The organism is Polynucleobacter sp. IMCC 29146, assembly GCF_021395195.1.
Lineage (GTDB): Bacteria > Pseudomonadota > Gammaproteobacteria > Burkholderiales > Burkholderiaceae > Polynucleobacter.
Genome location: NZ_JAJVCR010000003.1, coordinates 38,511 through 62,948 on the forward strand (window position 1 = coordinate 38,511; position 24,438 = coordinate 62,948).

The 24,438-nt window shown below is 44.4% G+C and carries 26 protein-coding genes; 22 read left to right on the forward strand and 4 right to left on the reverse strand.

What is annotated here, in order from left to right:
- The first annotated feature begins 72 nt into the window (after nt 1-72).
- The 19 genes from LZT22_RS04025 to cysK all read left to right on the forward strand — a co-directional run bounded on the left by LZT22_RS04025 (nt 73) and on the right by cysK (nt 16,101).
- Nucleotides 73-1,353, forward strand: a complete 1,281-nt coding sequence (locus LZT22_RS04025) for an ABC transporter substrate-binding protein (RefSeq protein WP_233923782.1) — start codon at nt 73-75, stop codon at nt 1,351-1,353.
- On the forward strand, nt 1,353-2,126 hold the full coding sequence (locus LZT22_RS04030; RefSeq protein ID WP_233923783.1) for an ABC transporter permease: 774 nt from the start codon (nt 1,353-1,355) through the stop codon (nt 2,124-2,126). The genes LZT22_RS04025 and LZT22_RS04030 overlap by 1 nt, the downstream gene beginning before the upstream one ends.
- A gap of 29 nt (nt 2,127-2,155) precedes the next feature.
- Nucleotides 2,156-2,932, forward strand: a complete 777-nt coding sequence (locus tag LZT22_RS04035; RefSeq protein WP_233923784.1) for an ABC transporter ATP-binding protein — start codon at nt 2,156-2,158, stop codon at nt 2,930-2,932.
- On the forward strand, nt 2,929-3,678 hold the full coding sequence (locus tag LZT22_RS04040) for a sulfite exporter TauE/SafE family protein (RefSeq protein ID WP_233923785.1): 750 nt from the start codon (nt 2,929-2,931) through the stop codon (nt 3,676-3,678). Before LZT22_RS04035 ends, LZT22_RS04040 begins: the two co-directional genes overlap by 4 nt.
- 1 nt (nt 3,679) lies before the next feature.
- Nucleotides 3,680-4,423, forward strand: a complete 744-nt coding sequence (locus LZT22_RS04045; RefSeq protein WP_233923786.1) for a sulfite exporter TauE/SafE family protein — start codon at nt 3,680-3,682, stop codon at nt 4,421-4,423.
- Nucleotides 4,424-5,422 carry a tripartite tricarboxylate transporter substrate binding protein gene (locus LZT22_RS04050; RefSeq protein ID WP_233923787.1) on the forward strand — a complete coding sequence of 333 codons (999 nt, stop codon included), beginning with the start codon at nt 4,424-4,426 and terminating at the stop codon, nt 5,420-5,422.
- Nucleotides 5,423-5,456: 34 nt separating this feature from the next.
- Entirely contained in the window at nt 5,457-6,125 is a 669-nt protein-coding gene (locus LZT22_RS04055) for a hypothetical protein (protein WP_233923788.1), read from the forward strand.
- A gap of 7 nt (nt 6,126-6,132) precedes the next feature.
- The gene (locus LZT22_RS04060) at nt 6,133-6,975 is read left to right on the forward strand and encodes a CoA ester lyase (RefSeq protein ID WP_233923789.1); all 843 of its coding nucleotides are present in this window, start codon (nt 6,133-6,135) and stop codon (nt 6,973-6,975) included.
- Between the two features lie 2 nt (nt 6,976-6,977).
- Nucleotides 6,978-8,108 carry an iron-containing alcohol dehydrogenase gene (locus LZT22_RS04065; RefSeq protein WP_233923790.1) on the forward strand — a complete coding sequence of 377 codons (1,131 nt, stop codon included), beginning with the start codon at nt 6,978-6,980 and terminating at the stop codon, nt 8,106-8,108.
- Between the two features lie 21 nt (nt 8,109-8,129).
- Nucleotides 8,130-9,098 (forward strand): tripartite tricarboxylate transporter substrate binding protein, encoded by a 969-nt coding sequence (locus tag LZT22_RS04070; RefSeq protein WP_233923791.1) that lies wholly within the window; start codon nt 8,130-8,132, stop codon nt 9,096-9,098.
- Between the two features lie 87 nt (nt 9,099-9,185).
- Nucleotides 9,186-9,515, forward strand: a complete 330-nt coding sequence (locus LZT22_RS04075; protein ID WP_233923792.1) for a helix-turn-helix transcriptional regulator — start codon at nt 9,186-9,188, stop codon at nt 9,513-9,515.
- Nucleotides 9,512-9,991 (forward strand): arsenate reductase ArsC, encoded by a 480-nt coding sequence (locus LZT22_RS04080; protein WP_233923793.1) that lies wholly within the window; start codon nt 9,512-9,514, stop codon nt 9,989-9,991. The genes LZT22_RS04075 and LZT22_RS04080 overlap by 4 nt, the downstream gene beginning before the upstream one ends.
- Nucleotides 9,988-10,620, forward strand: a complete 633-nt coding sequence (locus LZT22_RS04085; RefSeq protein WP_233923794.1) for an MIP/aquaporin family protein — start codon at nt 9,988-9,990, stop codon at nt 10,618-10,620. The genes LZT22_RS04080 and LZT22_RS04085 overlap by 4 nt, the downstream gene beginning before the upstream one ends.
- Before the next feature lie 161 nt (nt 10,621-10,781).
- On the forward strand, nt 10,782-12,014 hold the full coding sequence (locus tag LZT22_RS04090; RefSeq protein WP_233923795.1) for an aconitase X catalytic domain-containing protein: 1,233 nt from the start codon (nt 10,782-10,784) through the stop codon (nt 12,012-12,014).
- Nucleotides 12,011-12,430: an aconitase X swivel domain-containing protein gene (locus LZT22_RS04095; RefSeq protein WP_233923796.1), complete on the forward strand. Its 420-nt coding sequence runs from the start codon at nt 12,011-12,013 to the stop codon at nt 12,428-12,430. Before LZT22_RS04090 ends, LZT22_RS04095 begins: the two co-directional genes overlap by 4 nt.
- 58 nt (nt 12,431-12,488) lie before the next feature.
- Complete coding sequence (locus LZT22_RS04100) at nt 12,489-13,466, forward strand: tripartite tricarboxylate transporter substrate binding protein (RefSeq protein WP_233923797.1); 978 nt, start codon at nt 12,489-12,491, stop codon at nt 13,464-13,466.
- A gap of 72 nt (nt 13,467-13,538) precedes the next feature.
- Entirely contained in the window at nt 13,539-14,441 is a 903-nt protein-coding gene (locus LZT22_RS04105; protein WP_233923798.1) for an NAD(P)-dependent oxidoreductase, read from the forward strand.
- A gap of 78 nt (nt 14,442-14,519) precedes the next feature.
- Nucleotides 14,520-14,996 carry a disulfide bond formation protein B gene (locus tag LZT22_RS04110; RefSeq protein WP_233923799.1) on the forward strand — a complete coding sequence of 159 codons (477 nt, stop codon included), beginning with the start codon at nt 14,520-14,522 and terminating at the stop codon, nt 14,994-14,996.
- Nucleotides 14,997-15,123: 127 nt separating this feature from the next.
- On the forward strand, nt 15,124-16,101 hold the full coding sequence (gene cysK, locus LZT22_RS04115; RefSeq protein WP_233923800.1) for a cysteine synthase A: 978 nt from the start codon (nt 15,124-15,126) through the stop codon (nt 16,099-16,101).
- A 13-nt stretch (nt 16,102-16,114) separates the two neighbouring features.
- On the opposite strand, the gene lysS is transcribed toward cysK, so the two are convergent.
- The 4 genes from lysS to LZT22_RS04135 form a co-directional block, all read right to left on the reverse strand.
- On the reverse strand, nt 16,115-17,674 hold the full coding sequence (gene lysS / locus LZT22_RS04120) for a lysine--tRNA ligase (protein WP_233923801.1): 1,560 nt from the start codon (nt 17,672-17,674) through the stop codon (nt 16,115-16,117).
- Between the two features lie 18 nt (nt 17,675-17,692).
- Nucleotides 17,693-18,797 (reverse strand): peptide chain release factor 2 gene (prfB, locus tag LZT22_RS04125; protein WP_233923802.1). Its coding sequence is split into 2 segments (ribosomal slippage): nt 17,693-18,715 and nt 18,717-18,797, totalling 1,104 coding nucleotides; the frame shifts between segments, so codons are not numbered across the junction.
- A gap of 40 nt (nt 18,798-18,837) precedes the next feature.
- Nucleotides 18,838-20,577: a single-stranded-DNA-specific exonuclease RecJ gene (gene recJ, locus LZT22_RS04130; protein ID WP_233923803.1), complete on the reverse strand. Its 1,740-nt coding sequence runs from the start codon at nt 20,575-20,577 to the stop codon at nt 18,838-18,840.
- Complete coding sequence (locus LZT22_RS04135; protein WP_233923804.1) at nt 20,577-21,629, reverse strand: hypothetical protein; 1,053 nt, start codon at nt 21,627-21,629, stop codon at nt 20,577-20,579. Before LZT22_RS04135 ends, recJ begins: the two co-directional genes overlap by 1 nt.
- A gap of 47 nt (nt 21,630-21,676) precedes the next feature.
- Here LZT22_RS04135 and LZT22_RS04140 point away from each other — a divergent pair, with 47 nt between their 5' ends.
- From LZT22_RS04140 to LZT22_RS04150, 3 genes are read left to right on the forward strand one after another with little or no spacing between them, the layout of a single operon-like run.
- Nucleotides 21,677-22,939 carry a lipoprotein-releasing ABC transporter permease subunit gene (locus LZT22_RS04140; protein ID WP_233923805.1) on the forward strand — a complete coding sequence of 421 codons (1,263 nt, stop codon included), beginning with the start codon at nt 21,677-21,679 and terminating at the stop codon, nt 22,937-22,939.
- Nucleotides 22,932-23,618: a lipoprotein-releasing ABC transporter ATP-binding protein LolD gene (lolD, locus tag LZT22_RS04145; protein ID WP_233923806.1), complete on the forward strand. Its 687-nt coding sequence runs from the start codon at nt 22,932-22,934 to the stop codon at nt 23,616-23,618. The genes LZT22_RS04140 and lolD overlap by 8 nt, the downstream gene beginning before the upstream one ends.
- Complete coding sequence (locus LZT22_RS04150) at nt 23,605-24,426, forward strand: TatD family hydrolase (RefSeq protein WP_233923807.1); 822 nt, start codon at nt 23,605-23,607, stop codon at nt 24,424-24,426. The genes lolD and LZT22_RS04150 overlap by 14 nt, the downstream gene beginning before the upstream one ends.
- The last annotated feature ends 12 nt before the right edge of the window (nt 24,427-24,438 follow it).

Below are 24,438 nucleotides of genomic sequence, written 5' to 3' on the forward strand. Positions count from 1 at the left end.
AAAGTTGATAGAATAAGGGTAGACTTTATTATCAAAAGCAGTATTTTATAAAAATGACGACAGGAGACAGCTATGACAGCTTTAACGATTTCTCGTAGAGTATTTAGTGCTTTAGCCATTGCCATGGTAGCCGGCTTAGCTTTGCCAGCTGCCGCACAAACCACCCAATTTAATGATTATGGCTGGCCAGAAGGGACGGATGAAAAAATCTCCCCTAAATCGATTGCCTGGCTTAAAGAAAAAGGCTGGTGGCCAATTCAGGTCGCGTTTCAGCCGCCTTGGTCTGGTCAAAATACGATTAACTTAGTCATGGATAAAAAAGGCTTATTAGCCAAGCGTGGGGTAGAGGCGAAGTGGCAATCTTTCCCTTCAGGCCCAGCGATTAATGAAGTGATTATTTCAGGTCGTTTTCAATTTGGTAATGGCGGTAATTTTCCCTTCACCACTTTAGTAGATAAAAATATTCCCGTTAAAACGATTGCCGTAATTAATGTGAATTTGTTGCACGCCATGTTAGTTCCAACTGATTCAAAAATCAAAACGATTAAAGACTTTAAAGGCTCTAATCCGCCTGCAACTATTGGCATCGTGACTGGATCCTCAGCTGAATTTTATATTCAGGCAGCCGCTAAGGCCAATGGCCTTGAAGTGGGTAAAGATATTATTTTGAAAAATATGCCTCCCGGCGAACAAATGGCAATGCCTAAGGGTATCGATGCCGTAGTTCCTTGGGACCCAACGCCAACGATTATGGTACAGGAGCGTAAAAATGCCCGCATCGTCAGTGATAGCTTCCCTTACAATATTTATGAGGGCACCTTCTATGCGCGTCAAGAAATGATTGATAACGCACCAGACGTGGTACAGGCTTTTACCGATGCGATTGCTGAGGCTACTTTATGGATTCGCAAAAATCCGGATGCTGCAGTAACGGCAATGCAAGAAGATCCTAATCTGAAGAATTACTCCACAGAAATTTTGCGGCAACAAGTTTCTGCTTATAACCTCTTATATAAGCCAACCTATATTTATCCTATTCCTTTATTTTGGGGTCGCGCCAATGAGCCAATTTATAACTGGCTATATGAAAGCAAGCGAATTCAAAATAAGCTCACGGGAGTCGATTTTGCGCGCGCTGTAGATACCCGCTTTATGGATAAAACGTTTTCTAAGTTAGGTTGGAGTATTCCCAAGCAGCCGTCTTTCTTGCCAGCTAATTGGAGTACGCCAATGGATAAAACGCCTTATCCAACGTATATGACGTCACTCAATACGACAAAACCTCAGCCTTTCCCTGAAAAGGGTGATTTAACTAAAGACTGGTCGTTTGATGGCAAGGTATACAAAAAATAATGCCTTTTTTTCATTCAGTTAAGCAGTTACGGCGTTTAATTCTGCTCTTGATATTACTGGCTGGCTGGGAGTTTGCCAGCCGGTATATCTTGGATAAAACCCAGGCTACACTTTTACCACCGCCTACTGGAGTATTAAATGGCGCAATTGAATTGGGTTTTTCTGGTGAATTATGGAAACACATCCGTGATAGCTTAGCGCGTGAATTTATTGCTTTTTGTTATGCCAGCGTAGCCATTCCGCTAGGTATTGTGATGGGGTGCTTTAAGTGGGTGAATGAACAGGTTGATCCCATTATTGAAATTTTGCGACCCATTCCGCCCATTGCGTGGATTCCGTTGAGTATTTTATGGTTTGGTGTGGGCAATACCCAAAACCAATTCATTATTTTCTTAGGTATTTTCTTCCCGATTCTATTAAATACCATTGATGCTGTGAAGAATATCGAACCTAATTTAATCCGCGCAGCTCGGTGTTTGGGTGCACGTGGATGGAATGTAATCACGCGGGTGGTATTACGTGCCGCCTTGCCGCAAATTGTCACTGGTATCCGTATTGGCCTTGGAGTGGGTTGGATGGCTTTGGTTGCCGCTGAACTAGTTGGCGCTAATTCTGGCCTTGGTTTTTTAATTAATGATGCGCGAACAGTGTTGCGTACCGACTATATTTTAGATGGCATGCTGGCGATTGGTCTCATTGGCTTGACACTAGATCGGCTCATTCGTTATGCCGCTAAAAAGTTTATGCCATGGTCACGTGCTTTAAATGCGTAATGTTTTCTTAATGGATAGTAATTAAATTAATGTCAGATTTAAAAGTAGAACACCTTAGTAAAATTTACCCCGCACTAAATGGTCAAGGCCAAGCGGTTCAGGCCTTGGAAGATGTCTCATTAGAGGTGAATAAAAACGAGTTCGTCTCGATCTTGGGTCATAGCGGCTGTGGCAAAACAACCCTCCTGAATTTAATTGCTGGTTTTGAGGTGCCTACTGCCGGTCGAATCGAATGCGCAGGTAAAGAAGTAAAAGAGCCCGGCGCAGATCGTTCGATGGTTTTTCAAGACTATGCTTTATTTCCTTGGCTTACTGTGCGTGACAATATTGCGTTTGGCCTTAGCATTAAGGGCATTGATGCGGCAACAATCAAAAAAGATGTCGAGCATTTTGCCGCTCTAGTGGGTCTTAGTGCCTTTATTGAAAGCTACCCCCATCAGTTATCAGGTGGTATGCGACAACGGGTATCGATTGCTCGTGCCTTAGCAGTTGATCCTACGGTATTGTTGATGGATGAGCCTTTTGCAGCATTAGATGCCCAAAATAGGGCGATGATGCAACAAGAGATGATTCGCATTTTGGCTGAAGAAAGTAAAACCGTTGTACTAGTAACACATAGTATTGAAGAGTCAATTAATTTATCAGACGTGATTATCGTCATGACACGTAGGCCTGGCCGTGTTAAAAAAGTTATTCGCGTGCCAGAACCCAGACGCATGGTAGAAGATACCCCTAGCTATCTCGAAGTGCGCAAGCAAATTCGTGACTTAATTTCTGATGAGCATGATTTAAGTGATGTTAGTTGAATTCATTTGATTGGTTTGCAATCGCCCTGTTAGCAATTTCCGCTACCTTAGGGGGATTATTTCGGCGCTTAAGTGGTTTTGGGGGCGCGATGGTGATGTCACCTTTACTAATGGGCTTTTTGCCCTTGGCAGTACTCATTCCTGTGGTGATGTTCATCGAGCTTCTTGGCGGCGTCTGGTTAGCTCGAAATTGGCGAGTTGCTAAGGAGGATCGCCCCCGTATGTATCGCTTACTTTTAGGCGCGGCTATTTTCCTGCCGATTGGCATTTTAGTGAGCACGCAATTTTCAGTGCAACTTCTAAAGATTGGGGCTAGCTCCGCAGTACTATTCTTTGCGCTTTATTTATTATTACAACCCCATGTGCAGGTTAACTTATCGAAGATCAAGGATAACTTAGTAGGTTCGGGCGCTGGCCTCTTGTTGGGGTCATGCGGTATTGGTGGGCCGGTAGTTGCACTGTATTTAAATGCGAGTACGCTAGAGTTCACTCGCGCCCGCGCACTACTATCGCAAGTGACTTCAGGTATGGCGCTATTTGCCATTATTACTGCCAGCTTAATTGGTAGCGATTTAACTTGGCTCCCTTTACTTTTAGTGGGCCTGCCTGCATTCTTGCTAGGTTTTTATATAGCCCACCGTATTGATCAGGAGCACCTCATTAGCCAAGCGAAGATTAAAAAAATCTGTCTTTATCTTTTAGTTGTGAATGCAATTTTTAATTTAGCTATCAGTGCATTAATATAAATTGGAAATCATCCTTACCTTAGTAGCAGCTGCGGCGATCGTTTCATTGGCCTATTTCATTTTTGGCATTACTGGTTTTGGTTCATCAATTGTCTCGGTGCCATTATTAGTCCAGCTATATCCTTTGCAAACCGTAGTGCCGCTAATTGTAGTTTTAGATTTATGTGCCTCTTTTTATCAGGGTAAAAAGTCATTTAAGCAAGCAAGTTTTAAGGAGCTATATTGGTTAGCTCCTTTTACCTTAGTAGGAATGGCAATTGGTGTTACTTTATTATTAGATGCCCCTAAGAGCCCCTTGCTAATTACCTTAGGAATTTTTGCTGGCTTGAATGGAATTCGTATTTTGGTGGGCCGAAATTCCGCCATAGATAAGACGATTTCGCAGTTTTGGTCTATTCCCTTTGGGGTAAGTGGGGGTATTTTTACCGCCTTATTTGCCACTGGCGGACCCATTTATGCTTCGTATTTGGCTATGCGTATTCATGAAGCAGCTCAGCTAAGAGCGACCATGACGGCAATTATTTTTTCTCTAGTTCTATTACGTTTGCTGTTGATGATAATTACGGGCCTCCTTTTAAAGGCAGATGTTGCATTATTAGCCTTATTTTTAATTCCCTTTATGGCTATCGGCGTTTGGGCAGGCACTCGGGCACATATCGGTATTCAATTAAGTACATTAAAGTTAATATATGGTTTGATCTTATTATTATCAGGGTGTGGTTTACTATTTAGAGAGGTGTTTTAAATGTTGAGAAATTATCTTTCTTCTAAGAGCATTCAATTAGGCCTATTTCTTATCATTATTGGCCTCACTAGCAGTATCAGTAGCGCGGTATTTGCGCAAAATTTTCCTGATAAACCACTGCGCTTAATTGTGCCATTTCCCCCTGGCGGACCAACTGATATTGTCGCTAGGCCGCTCGCGCAGTTACTAGGAGATGAGCTCAAGCAGCAGGTGATTATCGACAATAAAGGTGGTGCTGGCGGCACGATTGGCGCAGATTTTGTGGCCCGTGCTGCGCCAGATGGTTACACGCTTTTTATGGGTACAGTTGGCACCCACGCGATTAATCCTAGTTTGTATAAAAAATTATCCTATGATGCTATTAAAGATTTCACCCCGATTGCATTAGTTGCTAGTGCGCCGATTGTGATTGCCGTTAATGCCAATAATTCGATTAAAACTTTAGATGATTTAATTAAACAAGCCAAGCAAAAACCAGAATCGCTGCAGTTTGGCACGGCGGGCAATGGTACCCCTGGGCATTTAACTGCAGCTTTATTTGAATCTACTACGAAGGCAAACTTAAAACATATCCCCTATAAAGGTAGTGCTCCAGCCGTTACCGATTTGTTAGGTGGTCAAATTGATTTGGTTTTTGACCCAATTCAATCAGTTTTGCCCCATATTGTTTCGGGTAAATTGCGCGCCCTAGCGGTAACCAGTAAAGTACGCTCGCCAGTGCTACCGGCCATTCCAACAGTAGCAGAGCAGGGCTATCCCCAGTTTGAATCGATCGCATGGTGGGGTGTATTTGCACCAGCCAAATTACCCAAGAATGTTTATACCCTGCTCAAGGCCGATACTGAGAAGATTGCCGCTTCAGCAACCTATAAAGAAAAGCTAGGTAATTTAGGCGTGGTGCCAAATACCGATTTTAGTGAACCATTTGCTGATTTTCAGGCGAAGGAGCTAAGCAAGTGGGCACGGGCCGTACGTGATTCGGGTGCGACGTTAGATTGATTAATATCATTATCATTTTTAAGGGGGAATTTAAGTGGCTACTGTAGATTCAAAGTTAATAAGTCAATATTTAAATGTATCAGCTTCAAATGTTTCTGATGCCTTAGATCGGCTTGGCATTAATGGCGCCCCCCAAGGAATATTGCCAATATACCCATGCGCTAAAATTGCTGGTCCAGCAGCTACTTTGAAGTATTTACCATTTGGACAGGCAGAAGAGTCAACCGTTATCGGTACGCTAAAAGCAATTGTTCTAGGTGGAGCAGGCTCAGTTCTCGTAGTCGATGCATCAGAAAATCCCTTTGTTAATTCCTTTGGCGGTGTTGCTGGGGCAACTGCTAAACATAATGGTTTAGTTGGCTGTGTCACTGATGGCGTAGTACGTGATGTTGACGAATACAAAATTTATGGCATGCCTGTTTATGCCAAAGGTATTGCACAACAATCTGTTCGTGGGCGCTCTTCTTGTGCGGGTTATGGCATACCAGTTATGCTAGCTGGTGTACCAGTACGACCTGGTGACTTTATCTTGGCAGATGAAAATGGAACTGTGGTTGTGCCCATGGAGCACATTGCAGAAGTGCTCGCTTTTGCCCAAAAAGTGAAGGCTACTGAAGATCGTGTCATTGCTGAAATTCGCGCGGGTGCTGATCCCGTAGAGGCGCATCTAAAAGTCAATTACGACAATATGTTAAAAAAATAAGCCTGCAATGCCCGATAATTTAAAGAAAAATCATCGAGCTTCTTTATTTTGGGGTGGATTGCGCCTGAGTGAATTAAATAATGAAGCTGAATGTGCTGCTGATATTGTTTGTATCGACTTAGAAGATTCGGTACCATTAGACCGAAAACAGGATGGCCGATTAGCACTTAAACAATTTTTACAAACCTATAAACCGACAAAGTCAGTGCAATATATCGTGCGAATGAATTCACTTGATTCAGCAGATGGGCAAAGTGATTTAGCGATGTTAGTCAATCAACCAGCCTTTATTTCTACCTTATTAATTCCTAAACTTGAATCAGTAGAAGAGTTAATCCAGGTTGGTCATTTTTTAGAGGAAAAAAATTCTCCACTGAATTTATTTGGCATCATCGAAACAGCAAAGGGCCTAGAGCATGCCTCACTTATTGCTTGCGCACATCCAAAGTTAAAAGGACTGTATTTCGGCGGATTTGATCTTTCAACGGCAATTGGTTGTGAGATGAATTGGGAGCCATTGCTCTATAGCCGCTCTAAGGTGGTACATGCCGCTGCCTTAGGAGGTATTTTAGTATTTGATTCTCCTGCGTCATTTGTAGATGCATCTGCAGACCAAGAAAAGCTATATAACTATTGCTTGAGATCTAAAGCGTTAGGCTTGATGGGGATGGTGACTAAGCATGGCAGTCAGGTAAGCACGATTAAGCGGGCATTTTCTCCCAGCGCAGCAGAAATCGAGCGGGCAGAAAAAATACTGGCAATGTTTGCAAAAGATCCCAGTAGGCCCATTGTTTACGAAGGTAAATTAATTGAGCTGCCAATGATTAAAAAACTAAGGCAACTTTTTTAGTTATGGCAACGATTCAATATTTAACTCGTATCGAATTCGATCATGGGGCGATTAAGACACTTGCCAGCTTACTAAGCAGTTTGGGAATTCGTAAACCGCTATTGGTCACCGATCCATTTCTTAGCAAAACTCCAATAGTGAGTGATATCGAACAATTGCTTAGCCAATTTAATCCCATTTTATTTGCTAAGACGCCACAAAATCCCACCGAAGATGCGGTGGAGGAAGCCGTCCAGGTTTATTTAGTAGAAAAATGTGATGGGATCATTGCTATTGGTGGTGGCTCATCAATTGATCTGGCTAAGGGCGTGGCCTTATTGGCTACCCACCCAGGACCCATTGAGCAGTATGCAGTCATTTTGGGCGGCCTTGAAAAGATCAGCGCTAAAGTTGTACCGGTAATTGCAGTGCCCACAACTGCCGGCACGGGTAGCGAAGTAGGGCGGGCAGCGTTAATCTCTCTTCGAGACGGTCGTAAATTGGGTTTTATCAGCCCTCATCTCATTCCTAAAATAGCGCTTTGTGATCCTGAGTTAACTCTGGGATTGCCTCCCAGTCTTACTGCGGCAACGGGTATGGACGCGTTGACTCATTGCATAGAAACGTATCTTTCTCCGCGCGTTAACCCGCCGGCTGATGCCATTGCAATTGATGGAGCTAAACGAGCTACCGCATGGGTCGAGATAGCATCTAAAGATGGTTCAAATCGTGAGGCTAGATGGAACATGATGATGGCTTCACTACAAGGTGGCCTAACGTTTCAAAAAGGACTTGGCGCAGTTCATTCGATGTCGCATCCATTGGGTGGTATTAAGTCGCCGGTGCTTCATCATGGCACCTTAAATGCGGTAATTCTGCCAGCAGTACTGCGCTTTAATGAATCGTATTGCACGGAAAAATTTGCAGAGTTAAAGATAGCTATGGGTGTACCTAATGGCACTTCACTGGATCGATTTATTGAGAATTTAAATCAAAAACTCAATCTACCTAAATCGTTAAGTGCAATGGGAGTAACGCGCGAGATAATTCCTGCAATGGTGGAGGGTGCCTTGAAAGATCATTCAAGCGCATCGAATCCACGTCCGCTAAATAAAAAAGATTTTGAGATGCTATTTGAAGAAGCGTTAAATTAATTGATTAAAGGGTTAACAATCATGAAATTTTTATTTATCCGTGTATTTATTATTTTTATCGCTTTCATTGCTAATGTAAGCGCTCAAAGCCAGCCTTATCCCAATAAACCCATTAAGATTATTTCGCCATTTGCGACCGGTGGAATTGCTGATACTTTTTCTCGTGTAGTGGGCCAGGGATTAAGCGAGTCTTTGGGACAACCGGTCGTGGTTGAAAATAAAACAGGCGGCGGCGGCAATATTGGTGCAGACTTTGTGGCAAAAGCACCAGCCGATGGATATACCTTGGTAATGGGTAATATCGGTAGTCATGCGGTAAACCCATACCTCATAAAAAATATGCCCTATGACCCGCTAAAAGATTTTGAGCCCGTTGCTTATGTTTTAGATGCTGAAGGCTTATTGGTTGTTAATCCCACAATTCCAGTTAAAAATGTCACTGAATTAATTGCTTATGTTAAAGCGCGTCCAGGCCAAGTTTCTTATGGCTCTGGCGGCATGGGAACAACAAGCCATTTGGCTGGCGAATTATTTAAGTCCTTAGCAAAAGTGGATATGACGCATATTCCATACAAAGGTAATGCCCCTGCAATTACTGATTTAATTGGCGGCCAAACCCAAGTTATGTTTGCAACGATGCCCACAGTTTTGCCTTATGTTAAGACCGATAAATTAAAGGCTTTAGCAGTGATCGGTAGTAGCAGAGCCAGCTCACTACCCGAGGTGCCCACAGTGGCTGAAACATTACCTGGGTTTGATGTCAGTAACTGGATTGGCATTTTTGCCCCAGCAGGTACACCAAAACCCATTATTAATAAGCTCAATGCGGAGATTATTAAAATCATGCAACAGCCTGCAGTGCAAAAGCGTTTAGAAACTGAGGGCGCTAAATTTAAGCCAATGACCCCTGAAGCTTTTGGTGCTTTTCAAAAGAATGAAGCGCTGAAATGGGCTAAAACGATTAAAGATTCCGGTATTAAGCCTGAGTAAGCTAGAAATAGAGCTTGTCATGAGCTTGTCATGAGCTTGTCATGAGCTTGTCATCAGTTTGTCATAAATTTCCATTATTATGGAAATATGAAAAATAGTGAAGCCGTAGAAGCATTTGTCGCCCTAGGGCAAGAAAGTCGTCTCAATATCTTTCGCCTAATTGTGCAAAGGGGTGATATTGGCTTAACGCCCACGCAAATGATTGAAAAATTGGGCATTCCTAATGCAACTTTAAGTTTTCACTTAAAGGAATTGGTGCAGGCAAGTCTATTAGTGGTTGAGCGTCAAAGTCGCAATTTAATTTATCGACCTAATGTCGCCTTAGTAACGGATCTAAGTGAATTTCTTTTGGAAAATTGCTGCAGTGGCAAGACGTGCGCTATTAAAAGAGTAAATAAAAAAGTAGCCTGTAAATGAAGCCATACAACATCCTTTTTTTATGTACCCATAATTCAGCCCGCTCGATAATTGGAGAGGCATTAGCGTCTACGCATCCCAGTGGGAAATTTAGAGGGTTTTCTGCAGGCTCTACACCGGGTACCAGCGTAAACCCAATCGCTGCAGACATTGCTGAAGAATTGGGAATGGATCGGACTTTATTGAAATCGAAAAGTTGGGATGTCTACGGTGGGCCTGATGCCCCCAAGATGGATTTTGTGATTACCGTTTGCGATAACGCTGCTGGTGAGGTTTGCCCATTTTGGCCAGGGCAGCCAGCTACTGCGCACTGGGGCTTTCCTGATCCATCTCAAGTGCAGGGTACAGATCTAGAAAAGCGTAAAGCATTTAATGACGTGAAGAATGGCCTTAAAAGGCGCTTAGACATAATGGCTGCTATGCCTTTAGAGAAACTTGATTCGATCAGTTTGAAGGCAATTCACACTCAAGCATGAAAACTTACGCAAGCGAATTTATTGGCACAGCTTTACTATTAGCCATCATTGCCGGCTCTGGAATTATGGGTGAAGCTTTGGGTGGTGGTAATGATGCCGTGGCTTTACTAGGTAATAGCATTGCCACAGGAGCAGGCTTATATGTCTTAATTACCTTGCTTGGACCAATATCAGGAGCGCACTTTAATCCGGTTGTGAGTTTAATGTTCTGGAAATTAGGTCATATCAACAGAAGCAAAATGCTTGCCTATTGGGTTTGCCAATTTACTGGTGCGATTGCCGGAATTTGGTTTACCCATTTCATCTTTAGCTTACCTATTTTGCAAGAATCCAGCAAAGTCAGAACCGGCCTAGGTATGTGGGCTAGTGAATTTTTTTCAACCCTAGTTTTACTTAGCGTTATTTATCTTGGCGATCGAAGTGCGAAGGACCGCATTCCCATGTTAGTTGCTCTAACAGTTACTGCAGGCTATTGGTTTACTTCCTCCACTTTCTTTGCTAACCCAGCGGTAACAGTAGCAAGAAGCCTAACCAACACCTTTGTCGGGATCGCTCCAGCCGATACCTTAGGCTTTATTGCTGCTCAAATCGTTGCAGTAGTTCTACTAGCGCTATTCTTAAAGCGTTAATCTCTTTGATTTCATTCAGTTTTTTGTTTAGCCCTGGCTTTGGCAAATTACTTCGATCCCCTTAAAGATTAATTTATACTGTTATAAATTAAGGGTATATACCTTGCGGGGTTAAAAGCGCTTCTAGTGTTTGTAATTATTCTTTTAAGGCTATAACAATAATGAAATTAAACCAAAAAGAACAAGCCATGCTAGCTGGTGAATTTGGGCCAGTAAAGCAAATGGCAATACAGCATCAAATTAAAGTCGGTGATTTTTTTGAGGCTGAAGATTTTGTTGAGGTAGCGCAGGCGCACATTATGGCCGACACAGAAAGTCTTGGCGAGGCTGGGGTAGTTTGGCTTGAGGGCTTAGCGAAGAACTCTTCTAAAGATCGGGTGGTTAGCATTCCGACGATTACCGACCCACGGGGTACAGACTTTACTAAAGCCCAGCAATTAGGCCAAACCGAGAAAATGCTTGATCTCGAGCGGCGTGCTATCGCTGCCTTTGTCAAGATGGGCGTATCGATGACCGATACCTGTATTAATTATCAAACCATCATGGCGCCGATTTATGGTGAGCATGTGGCTTTTGGTGATACGGGTGTTGTCATTTATTCAAATTCAATTTGTGGTGCACGCTCCAATTTTGAGGGTGGTCCATCGGCATTATCAGCGGGCTTAACGGGTCGAACGCCGCGCTATGGCTATCACCTGGATTCCTATCGTCGGCCATCACAACGCTTTTCTATTGATTGGATGCCAAGCTCATTAAACGAATGGGGTGCTTTAGGCGCTTATATTGGTAAGCAAACAGGCAATTACTGGGCTGTACCCATTTTGGAAGGGGTGAGTGCAGTACCCACTTCAGATAGCCTCAAGCACTTTGGGGCGGCGATGGCCAGTTTTGGTTCTACAGCACTATTTCATATTGCTGAGATTACCCCTGAAGCACTGAGACCACAAGATTTAGGAATTGATCAACTATCGCCAAACAAGATTGCTTACTCAGATGTGATGGCTTTGCAAAGCTCGTATCGAGTAACTGATGACGTGGACGTAGTCGTTTTTTCAGCGCCACAGTTAAGCTTAATTGAAATGCGTTCGATAGCTGATTTATGTGCAGGCAAGCAATTTAAAATTCCTTTACTTGCAGTGACTAGCCCGCAGGTCAAAGCAGATTCAGACCGCATGGGGCTTACTAAAACCATTGAAGATGCTGGTGGCACCGTATTTTCTGGGATGTGCTTTTATCAATCGTATGCCAGAGAAATTGCCACCGCTAATGGCTGGAAGCGGCTTGCTACCAATAGCGCAAAAATGGTCAATATATTAGGTGGGTATGGATACATTCCGATGTTGGCTTCAATGGAAGAGTGTGTAAGAGCAGCTGAGACAGGAAAATTATCATGAGTGCAATTTATTATGCCAAGCATGCCTTAGGCAATATTGTTGAGGGCGAGTGTTTATGTGCCAGCGATGGTTTCTCGGCGCGCTACGATCTAGACCGAATTAATGGCACCTTCTCTAGACCCAGTCATAAGCTATTTGGTAAATCGTATAAGGATAAAATTTTAGTGCTCGATACTGCTAAAGGCGGTGTTGCAAGTGCTTGGATGTTGTATGAAATGAAGTCACGCAATATTGCCCCATTGGCCATTATTTTTAATTCTGTAAATCCAATCTTAGTGCAGGGCGCAGCGCAGGGCGATATCAGCATGCTGAGCGGTTTTACTGAAGACATTACTCAGGCCTTACAGAGCGGACAAATTTTACGGGTTGACCCCAGCAAAAAAATGCTTGAAGTGATTAATGGGGCAGATAATTAAGTGAAGTTATTCTTAATAGCCTGACATTTTTTAACATCTAAAGAAGTGCGAAAATAATATGCGGATTAAATTCAAATTTTTATTGCCACTTTTGATTTTAGTTGCTAGCTATGGAACTGCTGCTCCTGCTCAGACCTCTTATCCAGATAAATCCGTTAAGATTATTGTGCCGTTTCCGCCTGGCGGCGCAACCGATGTTGTTGGTAGAGCCCTAGCGGTAAGGCTTAGTCAACTATGGAAGCAACAAGTGATTGTAGAAAACAAGCCTGGAGCAGGTGGAAATATTGGCGCAGACTTAGTCGCTAAAGCTCCAGCTGATGGCTATACCTTGCTCCTAGCTTCGCCTGCTGAAATCACCATCAACCCGTATTTATATGCCCAGATGCCGTTTGATCCCAGTCGAGATTTTATTCCGGTAGCTCGCGTTGCCTCATCACCTTTAGTTTTAGTGGTGAATAGCAAGTCAGCAGTAAAAAATATGCCTGAATTACTTCAAATGATTAAAACCCAAGGCAGTAAAGTCAATTACGCCTCTTCTGGAAGTGGCGGACCACAACATCTAGCGGGTGAACTTTTTCAATTAATGGCCGGCATATCGATGACGCATATTCCCTATAAAGGTGGAGCTCCAGCAATTACCGATTTGTTAGGTGGTCAGGTCGACTTATTTTTTGCCGGTATTCCACCAGCATTACCGCATATCATTGCTGGAAAATTGCGACCATTAGCGGTCACGACCCTTAAGCGATCACCATTGTTACCACAAGTGCCGACTATTTCAGAATCAGGCTTTCCAGGTTTTAATATTGAAAATTGGCAGGGCATTTTTGTTCCTAAGGGAACAAATAGTCAGATTGTCGAAAAGATTGCTGCTGATATTGGTGTAATTGCGGCAGAGAAAAATTTTTATGATCTCTTATCAGCGCAAGGCGCAGTTCCTGCACCACTAATTCCCAAAGAGTTTGCAGTATTTGTGAATGCTGAGGCGCAAAAATACAGCAAATTAATTAAGGATTCTGGGGCTAAGCCAGACTAATAAAGCAACACATTCATGAGACACCATGAGTGGTTATGAACTTTATGATGTGTAATTTTCTTTGAGGCTGTAATGGAAATTAAAAAAATTGCCTTTATTGGTCTGGGAGTGATGGGGCGCCCAATGGCTTTGCGACTTGCTAAGGCTGGCCATGAATTAGCAGTTTACGACATTAATCCTCAGGCAATGGCTGAATTTAAGGCCTATAAAAATTGCCGAATGGCCAATTCTCCGGCGGATGCTGCGCAGAATGTGAGTTATGTATTTACGATGCTACCCGACTCTGATTTTATTGATGAGGCGCTATTCGGTGCGAATGGAGCTGCGACAAGTATGCCTAAAAATGCGCTCTTAATCGAAATGAGCACTGGTAATGCGACCCGTTTTATGAAAACAGTCGAACGGCTTGAGGCGCTGGGATTAAGAGCCATTGACGCGCCAATGGGGCGTACTCCGACAGACGCTGCTCAAGGTGACTTATTGGTTTTGGTTGGAGCAGATGAAGCAATCTTGAATGAGGTTAGACCTTTATTAGAAAATTTTGGCAAAGATATTATGCATATCGGCCCAGTTGGTAATGCGATTAAATTAAAGCTGATTAATAACTATATGAGTATGGTGAGTATGGTGCTCACTGCTGAAACACTCATGTTTGCTGGCAAGTTGGGCCTCGATCGCGATACGACAGTTAAGGTTTTGCAAAATACGGTTGCTGGTAGGGGCCAAATTAATGTGAATTTTCCGAAAAAAGTTTTAGCAGGTGATATTACGCCAGACTTCCCATTAGCGCTTGGTTTGAAAGACATTAGTTTGGCAATTGAGCTTGCCAAGTCTGCAGGGGTGCCGCTCTTTTTGGGCGGCGTTTCTCGCGAGCTATTTTCCTTAGCAAAACCGTGGGGTAGAGCACAGCAAGACTGTACGGCGATGCTGCTGCTGTTAGAGGATATATGCAACACTCCAACTACATCGAAATAATGGGGTATTTCAACTGATTAGCACCATTTTGAGGAATGGTGCAATCCCTCGTAATGTAGTTTGCTTTAAAATTAGTTTATGAAGCCTAATCAGTACCTTTATATTTCCATCGTCTCTTTTTTGCTGATCATTGTCGCAATCTTTTTGCAGCAAGTGGGCTATCAAGGCGTTTTCTATGCACCGTGCCCCTTATGTATTTTGCAGCGAGTTGGCTTTTTGGGGATTGCAATTATGTGCTTTATGGCCGCTAGCTTTGCCTATTTTGCGCGTTGGTTTCAGGCCCTCGCTTTGCTCTCAAGTATTTTTGGTCTAGGTGTTGCAAGTCGGCACGTATGGATTTTGTATCACCCTGAGGTGTCCTGCGGGATTGATCCGCTAGAAACCTGGATTAATCAATTTCAGATCGTCAATGGCTTGCCTTGGCTTTTTAAGGCCGATGGATTTTGCACAGCGCAATTGCCCTTGATCTTTGGGTTAGCAGTACCGGTTTGGTCTTTAATTTGGTTTGTCATTTTAACCAGCGTGCTCTTAATCACCCTGTTCAAAAAGAAATAAACTACAACTTACTTCTAACTTTTAGTACTTAGCTAATAGCAACTTCATCTTAGCCTAAGGTAGTTTTAAGGCCTGAATGTGAATACAATCATGATTCCTCTTATTTTAAGAATGTTAAGGAATTTCAATGACCTATTTTGCGGATAACTCAGAAACCATTGGTGGCACCCCCTTGGTACGCTTAAATCGGGTTACTGATGGCGCCAAAGCGACTGTACTTGCAAAGATTGAGGGGCGTAATCCTGCCTATTCAGTGAAGTGCCGCATTGGGGTAGCGATGATTAATGACGCTGAGAAGCGTGGCATCTTAGGACCTGGCAAAGAATTAGTTGAGCCTACTAGCGGTAATACTGGTATTGCATTAGCGTTTGTTGCGGCTGCACGAGGCATTCCACTCACCTTAACGATGCCCGAGACGATGAGTCTTGAGCGGAGAAAACTATTAACTGCCCTAGGCGCCAAATTGGTATTAACTGAAGGCGCTAAAGGGATGAATGGCGCTATAGCAAAGGCCAGCGAAATTGTGGCGTCTGACCCCAATAAATATGTTTTATTGCAGCAATTTAGTAATCCATCCAATCCTGCTATTCATGAGGCTACAACTGGCCCAGAAATTTGGGCTGATACCAATGGCAAGATTGATGTTTTTGTCTCTGGTGTTGGCACAGGCGGTACCTTAACTGGGGTCAGCCGCTACATTAAAAAAACCCAAGGCAAAGCAATCGAGACCGTAGCAGTAGAGCCAACTGCTAGCCCAGTCATTACCCAGAAACTGAATGGCGAGGAAATAAAGCCAGGCCCCCATAAAATTCAAGGAATTGGCGCGGGCTTTATTCCTGAAAATTTAGATTTATCGCTGGTCGATCGTGTAGAGCAAGTAACTAATGAAGAAGCTATTGCCATGGCGCGCCGCATAGCTAAAGAAGAAGGAATTCTAGTTGGCATTTCTTGTGGAGCGGCGGCGGCTGCAGCTGTGCGTTTAGCAAAGCTGCCAGAGTATGCGGGCAAAACGATTGTGGTGGTATTGCCCGATACAGCCGAGCGTTATTTAAGCTCAGCTTTATTTGAGGGCGTATTCGATGAAAAAGGCTTGGCTGCTGCTTAAGCTTTAGGAGCGGTTAATTTTCTTCTTCTCTTCGTAAGTGGGGAAAGAGGATCACGTCACGAATATTCGGAGAATCAGTCAGTAGCATCACTAGACGATCGATCCCAATACCGCATCCACCGGTGGGGGGCATACCATATTCAAGGGCGCGAATGAAGTCGTGGTCAAAGTACATGGCCTCTTCATTGCCAGCTTCTTTTTCTGCAACTTGTTTACGAAAACGCTCAGCTTGATCTTCAGCATCATTTAGCTCTGAGAAACCATTGGCAATTTCACGGCCTGTAATAAATAACTCAAAGCGTTCGGTAATGCCTGGGCGGGTATCCGATTCTCTGGCGAGTGGGCTCACCTCAATTGGGTAGTCGATGATGTAGGTGGGCTCCCAGAGATGCTCTTCTGCTACGAGCTCAAATAAGGCTAATTGCAAGCCACCTAGACCAGCATTTTTTAAGGCAGGACCGTTTGGATCGATACCGCCTTTTTTCAATTCAGCACGAATAAAATCAGCGTCTTCTAGCTGATTAGCAGCATAATTTTTATTCGCTAAGGGGGCGTATTTTAAGATTGCCGCAGTAATACTGAGGCGTTGAAATGGCTTACTTAAATCGAGTTCACGGCCTTGGTGGCTAAGCACTGCAGTACCCTGTGCGTGGATCGCAGCAACTCGAATCAGGTTTTCAGTGAAATCCATGAGCCACAGATAGTCGGTATACGCAGCGTAGAATTCCATCATCGTAAATTCAGGGTTATGACGCGGGCTTACTCCTTCATTACGAAAATTACGATTAATTTCGAAAACCCGTTCAAAGCCACCCACCACTAAGCGCTTTAAGTAGAGTTCAGGCGCAATACGTAAAAACATTTGCATATCAAGCGCATTGTGATGCGTTATAAATGGTTTTGCCGTGGCGCCACCAGGAATGGAGTGCAACATGGGAGTTTCTACTTCCATAAAACTCGCATCAATCATCTGCTGGCGAATTGAAGAAATAACTTTGCTGCGCGCTAAAAAAGTATTTCGACTTTCAGGGGTCACAATTAAGTCGACATAACGTTGACGGTATTTCAGTTCTTGATCTGCGAGCCCATGAAATTTATCGGGTAGGGGGCGCAGAGATTTAGTGAGGAGCCGCAAATTTTTACACTCGACTGAAAGCTCGCCTTTATTGGTTTTAAAGAGAATGCCTTCAGCAGCGATAAAGTCGCCTAAATCCCAGTGTTTAAAGGCGTTGTGTTTATCCGCCCCAAGGTGATCATCGGTAATATAAAACTGAATCTGCCCGCTACGATCTTGAATGGTGGCAAAACTGGCTTTACCCATGACGCGCTTTAACACCATACGGCCAGCGACTTTGACAGAAATTGCTTGGGAAGCTAAATCTTCTTTGCTGATGGCATCATAATGTTGATGCAAGTCAGCAGATAAGTGGCTTGGTACAAAATCATTGGGAAAGGCAACGCCAGATTCGCGTAGCTTACTGAGTTTTTCTCGACGCTCGGCAATGATGTGATTTTCATCTAGCACTTCAGGGGAGGCTGGGGCCGAGTTAATTTTGAGGTCTTTATCGTTCATAAGAGCACAGTAATTTAGTTAAACACCTTGCTTGAGGCTGGCTTCAATAAAGGCATCGAGATCGCCATCTAATACCTTTTGTGTATTGGAAATTTCAACATTAGTACGTAGGTCTTTAATGCGGCTTTGGTCTAGTACATAAGAGCGTATTTGATGACCCCAGCCCACATCGGTTTTGGTAGCCTCTAGTTTATCTTGCTCGACCCGACGTTTTTGCATTTCATGTTCGTACAGCCTGGATTTGAGCATGCTCATGGCCTCAGCCCGGTTGCGGTGTTGGCTGCGGTCATTTTGGCATTGCACCACGATTCCTGTTGGCATGTGCGTGAGACGTACAGCTGAATCGGTTTTATTAATATGCTGACCACCAGCTCCCGAAGCCCGATAGGTATCGGTACGAATATCTGCAGGGTTGATATCAATTTCAATTGAGTCATCAATTTCGGGATACACATAAATACTAGCGAAAGAGGTATGGCGACCATTGGATGAATCAAAAGGGGATTTGCGCACTAAACGATGCACGCCGGTTTCAGAACGTAAGTGCCCATAGGCGTATTCACCATCAACTTTAATAGTGGCACTTTTAATACCAGCGACATCACCATCAGACTCTTCTAGAATTTCAGTTTTATAGCCTTTGCGTTCGCAATATTTTAAGTATTGACGGTAGAGCATGCTGGCCCAATCGCAGGCTTCAGTACCACCTGCACCAGCTTGAATATCAATAAAGCAGCTGCACGGATCCATTTCATTATGAAACATCCGGCGAAATTCAAGATCAGCAATGATCGTGCCGTAGGCTTTAATATCCTGCTCAAGCGCAATTAAGGTTTCATCTTCATTTTCATCGCGGGCCAATTCAAATAATTCTTGCGCGCCAATAATATTGTGATTGAGTTGCGTTAGGGTGAGTACTACCCCTTCGAGCATTTTCTTTTCTTTACCCAGTGCTTGGGCTTGCTTTTGATCGTCCCAAATTTTGGGATCTTCAAGAATTTGATTAACTTCAGTTAGGCGACGTGATTTGACGTCGAAGTCAAAGATACCCCCGAAGCGCTTGCTCGCGAGCCAGCAAATCGTTGAGGGTATTACTAATCAGATTAAGTTGTTCAGCTTCCATGACTTGATTATAAGGGCAGCGGCAAAAGGAGCTGAGGTGTTTATGAGCTGAGGTCGTAAGCCTCGATCATGAGCTGTACTCGGGCTTGCCCTTGATACCGATCCGTTACTAGTCGATAAGCTAGCTTAACCTTAGCGGGTAGGGTTTGGGTTTGATTAAACCAAACTCCAGTAACGGGTTTGCTAGTTTGCGTACCCGATCCACTTTCGATAGTGCGTAACTGTAAGCGCAGATGCTTTTCTTTCATGAGGCTTTGTTGTAATACCTCAAACTCGCCATAAAAGATCGGCTGAGGAAAGCCTTGTCCCCAAATTTCACTGGCTAATAAATCACCAATTTCGGGCGTTAATTCAGCGCTTAAAAGCGCGCCATCATGCATACAACGCTTTTCTAGCAAATCTGCAGAGAGTAATTCACCGGCGACTGTTTGAAACGTTTGGTCAAAGAGCGCAAAATCCGTACTTTTAATCGTAAGGCCAGCAGCCATGGCATGGCCACCAAATTTTAGAATTAAGCCAGGCTCTCGCTTGGAAACTAAATCGAGGGCATCGCGCAAATGAAAACCGCTTAGTGATCTTCCTGAGCCGCGTAATTCGTCGTTTTCAGCAGGCGCAAATACAATTGCCGGCCGATTAAAACGTTCTTTAAGGCGTGAAGCAACAATACCCACGACACCCTGATGCCAAGCAGAATTCCATAAACAAATACTCGAACGTGCAGCAAAGTCGTGTTGTAATTCTTGCTCAGCTAAATGGGCGAGAGCGGTTTCTTGCATGCCGCTTTCGATCACGCGGCGCTCGCGGTTAATGTGGTCTAATTCATTGGCAATCGTTTGCGCTTCTACGGAATCATCAGTGAGTAAGAGACGAATTCCTAGCGTCATATCGGCTAAGCGGCCAGCAGCATTCAGTCTGGGACCAAGGGCAAAGCCTAAATCAAAAGCACTGGCTTTCATGGGATCGCGCGCCGCGGCATTAAAAAGAGCAGTAATACCCAGTTGGCAATTGCCATTTTGCATCCGGCGTAAACCATTGGCTACTAAGATGCGGTTATTGCGATCGAGTTGAGCGACATCCGCTACTGTGCCTAGGGCAACCAAATCGAGGAGGTTCTCAATTTTAGGTTGGTTAGCTTGGGTAAAGTGATCACGTGCACGTAGCTCTGCACGCAGGGCAATTAAAAGATAAAACATCACACCTACCCCGGCAAGAGCCTTACTGGGGAAAGGGCAGCCAGTTTGATTTGGATTCACAATTGCCAATGCTTTAGGCACTTGTGCAGCTGGCAAATGGTGATCGGTAATGATGACTTCCATTCCTAGCTCACGCGCACGGTTGACCCCAGCTTCACTAGCGATACCGTTATCGACTGTAATTAAAAACTCGGGACGCGGAATTTGTTGGGCAGCGAGCTCAACCACTTCTGGCGTTAGCCCATAACCCATCGTAAAGCGATTAGGCACTAAAAAACTTACTGGTGATGCAGGACTTAACATTTTCAAACCGCGTAGAGCAACAGCACAAGCCGTAGCGCCATCGCAATCGTAATCGGCAACAACTAGAATAGGGCGTTTTTGTAACAGGATATCGGCCAATATTGAAGCAGTACTGAGACAATTTTTTAGCTCTTTAGGCGCAATCAGTTCTTTTAAATTGAGCGACAGTAGATTGGGATTTTCAATACCGCGCGCTGCATAGAGTTTTGCGATTAGCGGATGCACACCACTTTGCGCTAACCAATTTACAGAGCGCTCAGAAAAAGGGCGGGGAATAAAACGCATTAGGGGTTTTTCTCCATAAAGTCTTCCCAGCTTGGTAGGGCAGGCGATCGCCAAAATAAAAGGGGCTGTAATATTGACAGAAGTCCTTTATTGGAAAGTAAATTACTACGGGTATAGAGGCGCTCGCGTGGCGCGGCAGTTGGAAAATCGATAATGGTGATCTCGTCTAAGTGTCCGGCAAGTAAAGCTGCACATAACTGAGGCCAAATCTCAGCGGGTTTATTAAGCCAGGCAAACGCCCCAACAAGTGGATTATTGGGCTTTGCAAAATCACGCGCTAAGCCATCAATCTCATGCATATACGGTTTATTTAAATACTGCGCCAAACCTGCGAGTAAGAGATGATCACCAATGAGTGTAGTTGCCCCTTCAATCTCGGGTGGTGCGTAAATATCAGCTAAGGCGCCAATGCCACTGAGCCAAATAGAATTGACCCGAGGTAAACCTTGTTCTTCGCGCGCATCGTTTGTGGAATCAATATGCCAGAGCATTTGAATTTCATTTTGGAGTTTGCGCCAGCGCTTAGCTACCCCGTCTAAGGAAGTATCGCGTGGTGACCACCAGTCGATATTGCGGCCATGGGCCTGATCCGTACTATGGGTATTGAGGGTAGCAAACTCGGTCACTGCTAAGCCAAGTTCTACGAACCAATACGCATGGTGAGGGTTAATTGGCGTAGTGCCAAAATCTTCAGCTAACAAGGGTTTGGCGGCAGTAAATAAAGCTGATCCATCAGCTGGGCTAAGCGCTAAGAGGGCTGGGTTCGTAAGGATCAAATGATCGCGGGTCGCATGCAAATGAATGGCTTGTAGGCAAGCAAAGACCCGATTTTTTACTTGCTCTTGGGGTAGACCAAGACCCAGCATCAGAATGGGGGCTAGTGGCAAAGCTTGCTTAGGATGAGCGTAAGCCAGCAAAAAACGTTCGTGTGGTAAGCCCACAGGCGGCTCTATGGCTGTGTCAGCAAGGGCATCTTCGCCTGCTAGCATCAGGGTAAAGCGGCGCAAGGGGGTTTCCAAGGAACGAGTCATTCCCTTGATTTTATGGGGCATTTAGTAATTCCTGCATAGTGTTGTGCTGAATTCACTAAACTGATGGTATGAAGACACTTCCCATTGAGTTAGAAATTGGCTTACGCTATACCCGGTCGAAGCGCCGCAAGGCCGTGGGTAAGCAAGATGGATTTTTATCGTTTATTTCCGCCATTTCAACCGCGGGCATTGCTTTAGGGGTTGCTTCACTTATCGTGGTTTTATCAGTGATGAATGGTTTTCAAAAAGATGTGCGTGATCGCATGCTTTCGGTCTTATCCCATATTGAAATTACCACTGCGGATAGCATGGGCGACTGGCAGTCCTTGGCAAAGAAAGTCGCGACCCAAGCCCATGTGGTTGGAGTAGCGCCGATGGTGACGTCCCAAGGTTTACTCAGTCGGGGCGGCACGATGCGCGGCGTAGCCTTACGCGGCGTATTACCTTCTGAAGAAGGTCAAGTAAGCGATATACCGAAGCAATTTGTTGCCGGCAGTATTGATAACTTACAAGCAGGATCTTTTGGTGTGGTGCTTGGTGCTGAGCTGGCTAATATGCTCGGTGCTCGTATGGGTGACCGAGTGAATTTAATTGTGCCCGAGGGCGATTTAACCCCTGCTGGAGTCATGCCGCGCATGCGTTCCTTGCAAGTGGTTGGTATTGTTGATAGTGGCCATTATGAATACGATAGTTCCTTAGCGATCTTGCATTGGCAAGATGCCGCAGCTTTACTGCGTTTAAATAACCCATCGGGCCTGCGCGTGAAGGTCGATGACATGCAACGGGCGCCGGAAATTGCCCAGCAACTCTCGGCACTATTACCTCAGGCTTTATGGGTCACCGACTGGTCTCGCTCGAATCGCAATTGGTTTGCCGCAGTACAAACCGAAAAGAAAATGATGTTCATTATTCTCACTTTGATAATTGCCGTAGCAACCTTTAATTTAGTTTCTACATTAGTGATGACAGTGAATCAAAAGCAAGCTGATATTGCAATTTTGCGCACCATGGGTGCAAGTCCTGGTTTAATTCAGCGCATTTTTCTAATTCAAGGTTTAGCGATTGGATTAATGGGTTCTTTGGCAGGAGTGGGCTTAGGCTTATTAATTGCTCTCAATATTGATGTCATCGTCCCAACCATTGAAGCCATCTTTCGGGTGCGTTTCTTACCGCGTGATGTGTATTTTATTAGCGAACTTCCTTCTGATGTGCGCTTAAGTGATGTCTTAACCGTCGGCTTAATGTCATTTGGCTTATCGATTTTGGCGACCCTTTACCCCAGTAGACGCGCTGCTAAAGTGCAACCCGCCGAGGCTTTACGCTATGAATAAGATCATTACTGCACATGGCCTAGCTAAAACCTATGGCAAGGGACCAACTGCAGTTGAGGTGTTAAAGAATGTTGATTTAGCGGTGAATGCCGCTGAGAAAGTGGCAATTGTGGGTTCTTCTGGTTCGGGTAAAAGTACCTTGTTGCATTTATTGGGTGGCTTAGACAACCCAAGTGCTGGCGAAGTAATGTTAGTGGGCGAGAATATAAAACAGCTTTCAGTTGAAAAAATCGATCGCTTGCGAAATCAAAGCTTAGGATTTATTTATCAATTTCATCATCTGCTGGATGAATTTACCGCCCTTGAAAATGTTGCTTTGCCATTACGGATTCGTGGCCTTTCTAAAGAAGAGTCGCTTGATCGGGCCCGCGCACTCTTACAAGCAGTCGGTTTAAAGGCCCGCGAGCGCCATACCCCAGGTGAATTATCTGGCGGTGAGCGCCAACGCGTTGCGGTTGCTCGCGCTTTAGTTGGTAACCCCGCTTGTGTTTTAGCTGATGAACCGACTGGGAATTTAGATACCGAAACAGCCGATGCTGTGTTTGATTTAATGCTTGATGTTGCGCGCGAGCAAAATACTGCTTTTGTTATCGTTACCCATGATCCACTGCGCGCTAAACGGTGCGATCGTATTTTGCGTTTAGATCACGGTATCTTGCAGCCCTATGTGGCTCGATAGTCATTGTCATTTAGACGCACCTGAGTTTGCAGCGCGTCTGCCTTTAGTAGTTGAGGCGGCAGCAAAAAATTCAGTAAGTGCCATTCTTGTTCCTGCAGTAGAGGTAGCTGATTTTGCGCAGGTGCGTGAGTTAGCGCATCAGTACGCAGAAGTTATTCCTGGACTCGTCTATACCTTAGGAATCCACCCTTTATATATAGGGCGTGCGAAAGATACCGATCTCAAAGTATTGGCAACTGCTGTAGAAAAAGCGCTGGATGATCCTCGCTTTGTGGGGATTGGGGAAATTGGCCTAGATTATTTTGTCGAAGGTCTTGATCCCAAGCGCCAAGCTTTTTTCTTTGAGGCGCAACTCGATTTAGCGCAGCAAATGAATTTGCCTGTGATCATGCATGTGCGCCGCTCGCAAGATGCTATTTTGAAAGCACTACGTCAAAGAAAAATTACTGGTGGTATTGCCCATGCTTTTAATGGCAGCTTTCAACAAGCTGAACAGTTTTTAGAGCTAGGCTTTAAGTTAGGCTTTGGTGGTGCAGCGACTTATCCACGCGCATTGCAAATTCGACGCTTAGTGAGTGATTTACCTATTAGTACGATAGTGATTGAAACCGATGCCCCAGATATACCACCAGCATGGTTAAGAGAAGAGGGGATTCATGATAACGAACCGGCTTTTTTGCCGCGTATTGCCAAGGAACTAGCAGAGCTACGTAATTTAGAGCCCGCCGAATTTGCTCAAGCGGTTTGGCAAAATGCTGCTGAAGCATTGCCGCGCTGGGCGCCTGCACTAGAAAAAAGGATTAATTGATTTTTGGGTTAA

What these genes read in the sequence shown, in the direction of transcription:
- recJ (WP_233923803.1), bottom strand. Translation starts at nt 20,577, where the DNA reads ATGCGTTTTATTCCCCGCCCTTTTTCTGAGCGCTCTGTAAATTGGTTA.
- cysK (WP_233923800.1), top strand. Translation starts at nt 15,124, where the DNA reads ATGACCTATTTTGCGGATAACTCAGAAACCATTGGTGGCACCCCCTTG.
- LZT22_RS04065 (WP_233923790.1), top strand. Translation starts at nt 6,978, where the DNA reads ATGGCAACGATTCAATATTTAACTCGTATCGAATTCGATCATGGGGCG.
- LZT22_RS04110 (WP_233923799.1), top strand. Translation starts at nt 14,520, where the DNA reads ATGAAGCCTAATCAGTACCTTTATATTTCCATCGTCTCTTTTTTGCTG.
- LZT22_RS04075 (WP_233923792.1), top strand. Translation starts at nt 9,186, where the DNA reads ATGAAAAATAGTGAAGCCGTAGAAGCATTTGTCGCCCTAGGGCAAGAA.
- LZT22_RS04070 (WP_233923791.1), top strand. Translation starts at nt 8,130, where the DNA reads ATGAAATTTTTATTTATCCGTGTATTTATTATTTTTATCGCTTTCATT.
- LZT22_RS04025 (WP_233923782.1), top strand. Translation starts at nt 73, where the DNA reads ATGACAGCTTTAACGATTTCTCGTAGAGTATTTAGTGCTTTAGCCATT.
- LZT22_RS04085 (WP_233923794.1), top strand. Translation starts at nt 9,988, where the DNA reads ATGAAAACTTACGCAAGCGAATTTATTGGCACAGCTTTACTATTAGCC.
- LZT22_RS04035 (WP_233923784.1), top strand. Translation starts at nt 2,156, where the DNA reads ATGTCAGATTTAAAAGTAGAACACCTTAGTAAAATTTACCCCGCACTA.
- LZT22_RS04105 (WP_233923798.1), top strand. Translation starts at nt 13,539, where the DNA reads ATGGAAATTAAAAAAATTGCCTTTATTGGTCTGGGAGTGATGGGGCGC.
- LZT22_RS04150 (WP_233923807.1), top strand. Translation starts at nt 23,605, where the DNA reads ATGTGGCTCGATAGTCATTGTCATTTAGACGCACCTGAGTTTGCAGCG.
- lysS (WP_233923801.1), bottom strand. Translation starts at nt 17,674, where the DNA reads ATGAACGATAAAGACCTCAAAATTAACTCGGCCCCAGCCTCCCCTGAA.
- LZT22_RS04080 (WP_233923793.1), top strand. Translation starts at nt 9,512, where the DNA reads ATGAAGCCATACAACATCCTTTTTTTATGTACCCATAATTCAGCCCGC.
- LZT22_RS04095 (WP_233923796.1), top strand. Translation starts at nt 12,011, where the DNA reads ATGAGTGCAATTTATTATGCCAAGCATGCCTTAGGCAATATTGTTGAG.
- LZT22_RS04090 (WP_233923795.1), top strand. Translation starts at nt 10,782, where the DNA reads ATGAAATTAAACCAAAAAGAACAAGCCATGCTAGCTGGTGAATTTGGG.
- LZT22_RS04050 (WP_233923787.1), top strand. Translation starts at nt 4,424, where the DNA reads ATGTTGAGAAATTATCTTTCTTCTAAGAGCATTCAATTAGGCCTATTT.
- LZT22_RS04100 (WP_233923797.1), top strand. Translation starts at nt 12,489, where the DNA reads ATGCGGATTAAATTCAAATTTTTATTGCCACTTTTGATTTTAGTTGCT.
- LZT22_RS04030 (WP_233923783.1), top strand. Translation starts at nt 1,353, where the DNA reads ATGCCTTTTTTTCATTCAGTTAAGCAGTTACGGCGTTTAATTCTGCTC.
- LZT22_RS04140 (WP_233923805.1), top strand. Translation starts at nt 21,677, where the DNA reads ATGAAGACACTTCCCATTGAGTTAGAAATTGGCTTACGCTATACCCGG.
- LZT22_RS04135 (WP_233923804.1), bottom strand. Translation starts at nt 21,629, where the DNA reads ATGCCCCATAAAATCAAGGGAATGACTCGTTCCTTGGAAACCCCCTTG.
- lolD (WP_233923806.1), top strand. Translation starts at nt 22,932, where the DNA reads ATGAATAAGATCATTACTGCACATGGCCTAGCTAAAACCTATGGCAAG.
- LZT22_RS04060 (WP_233923789.1), top strand. Translation starts at nt 6,133, where the DNA reads ATGCCCGATAATTTAAAGAAAAATCATCGAGCTTCTTTATTTTGGGGT.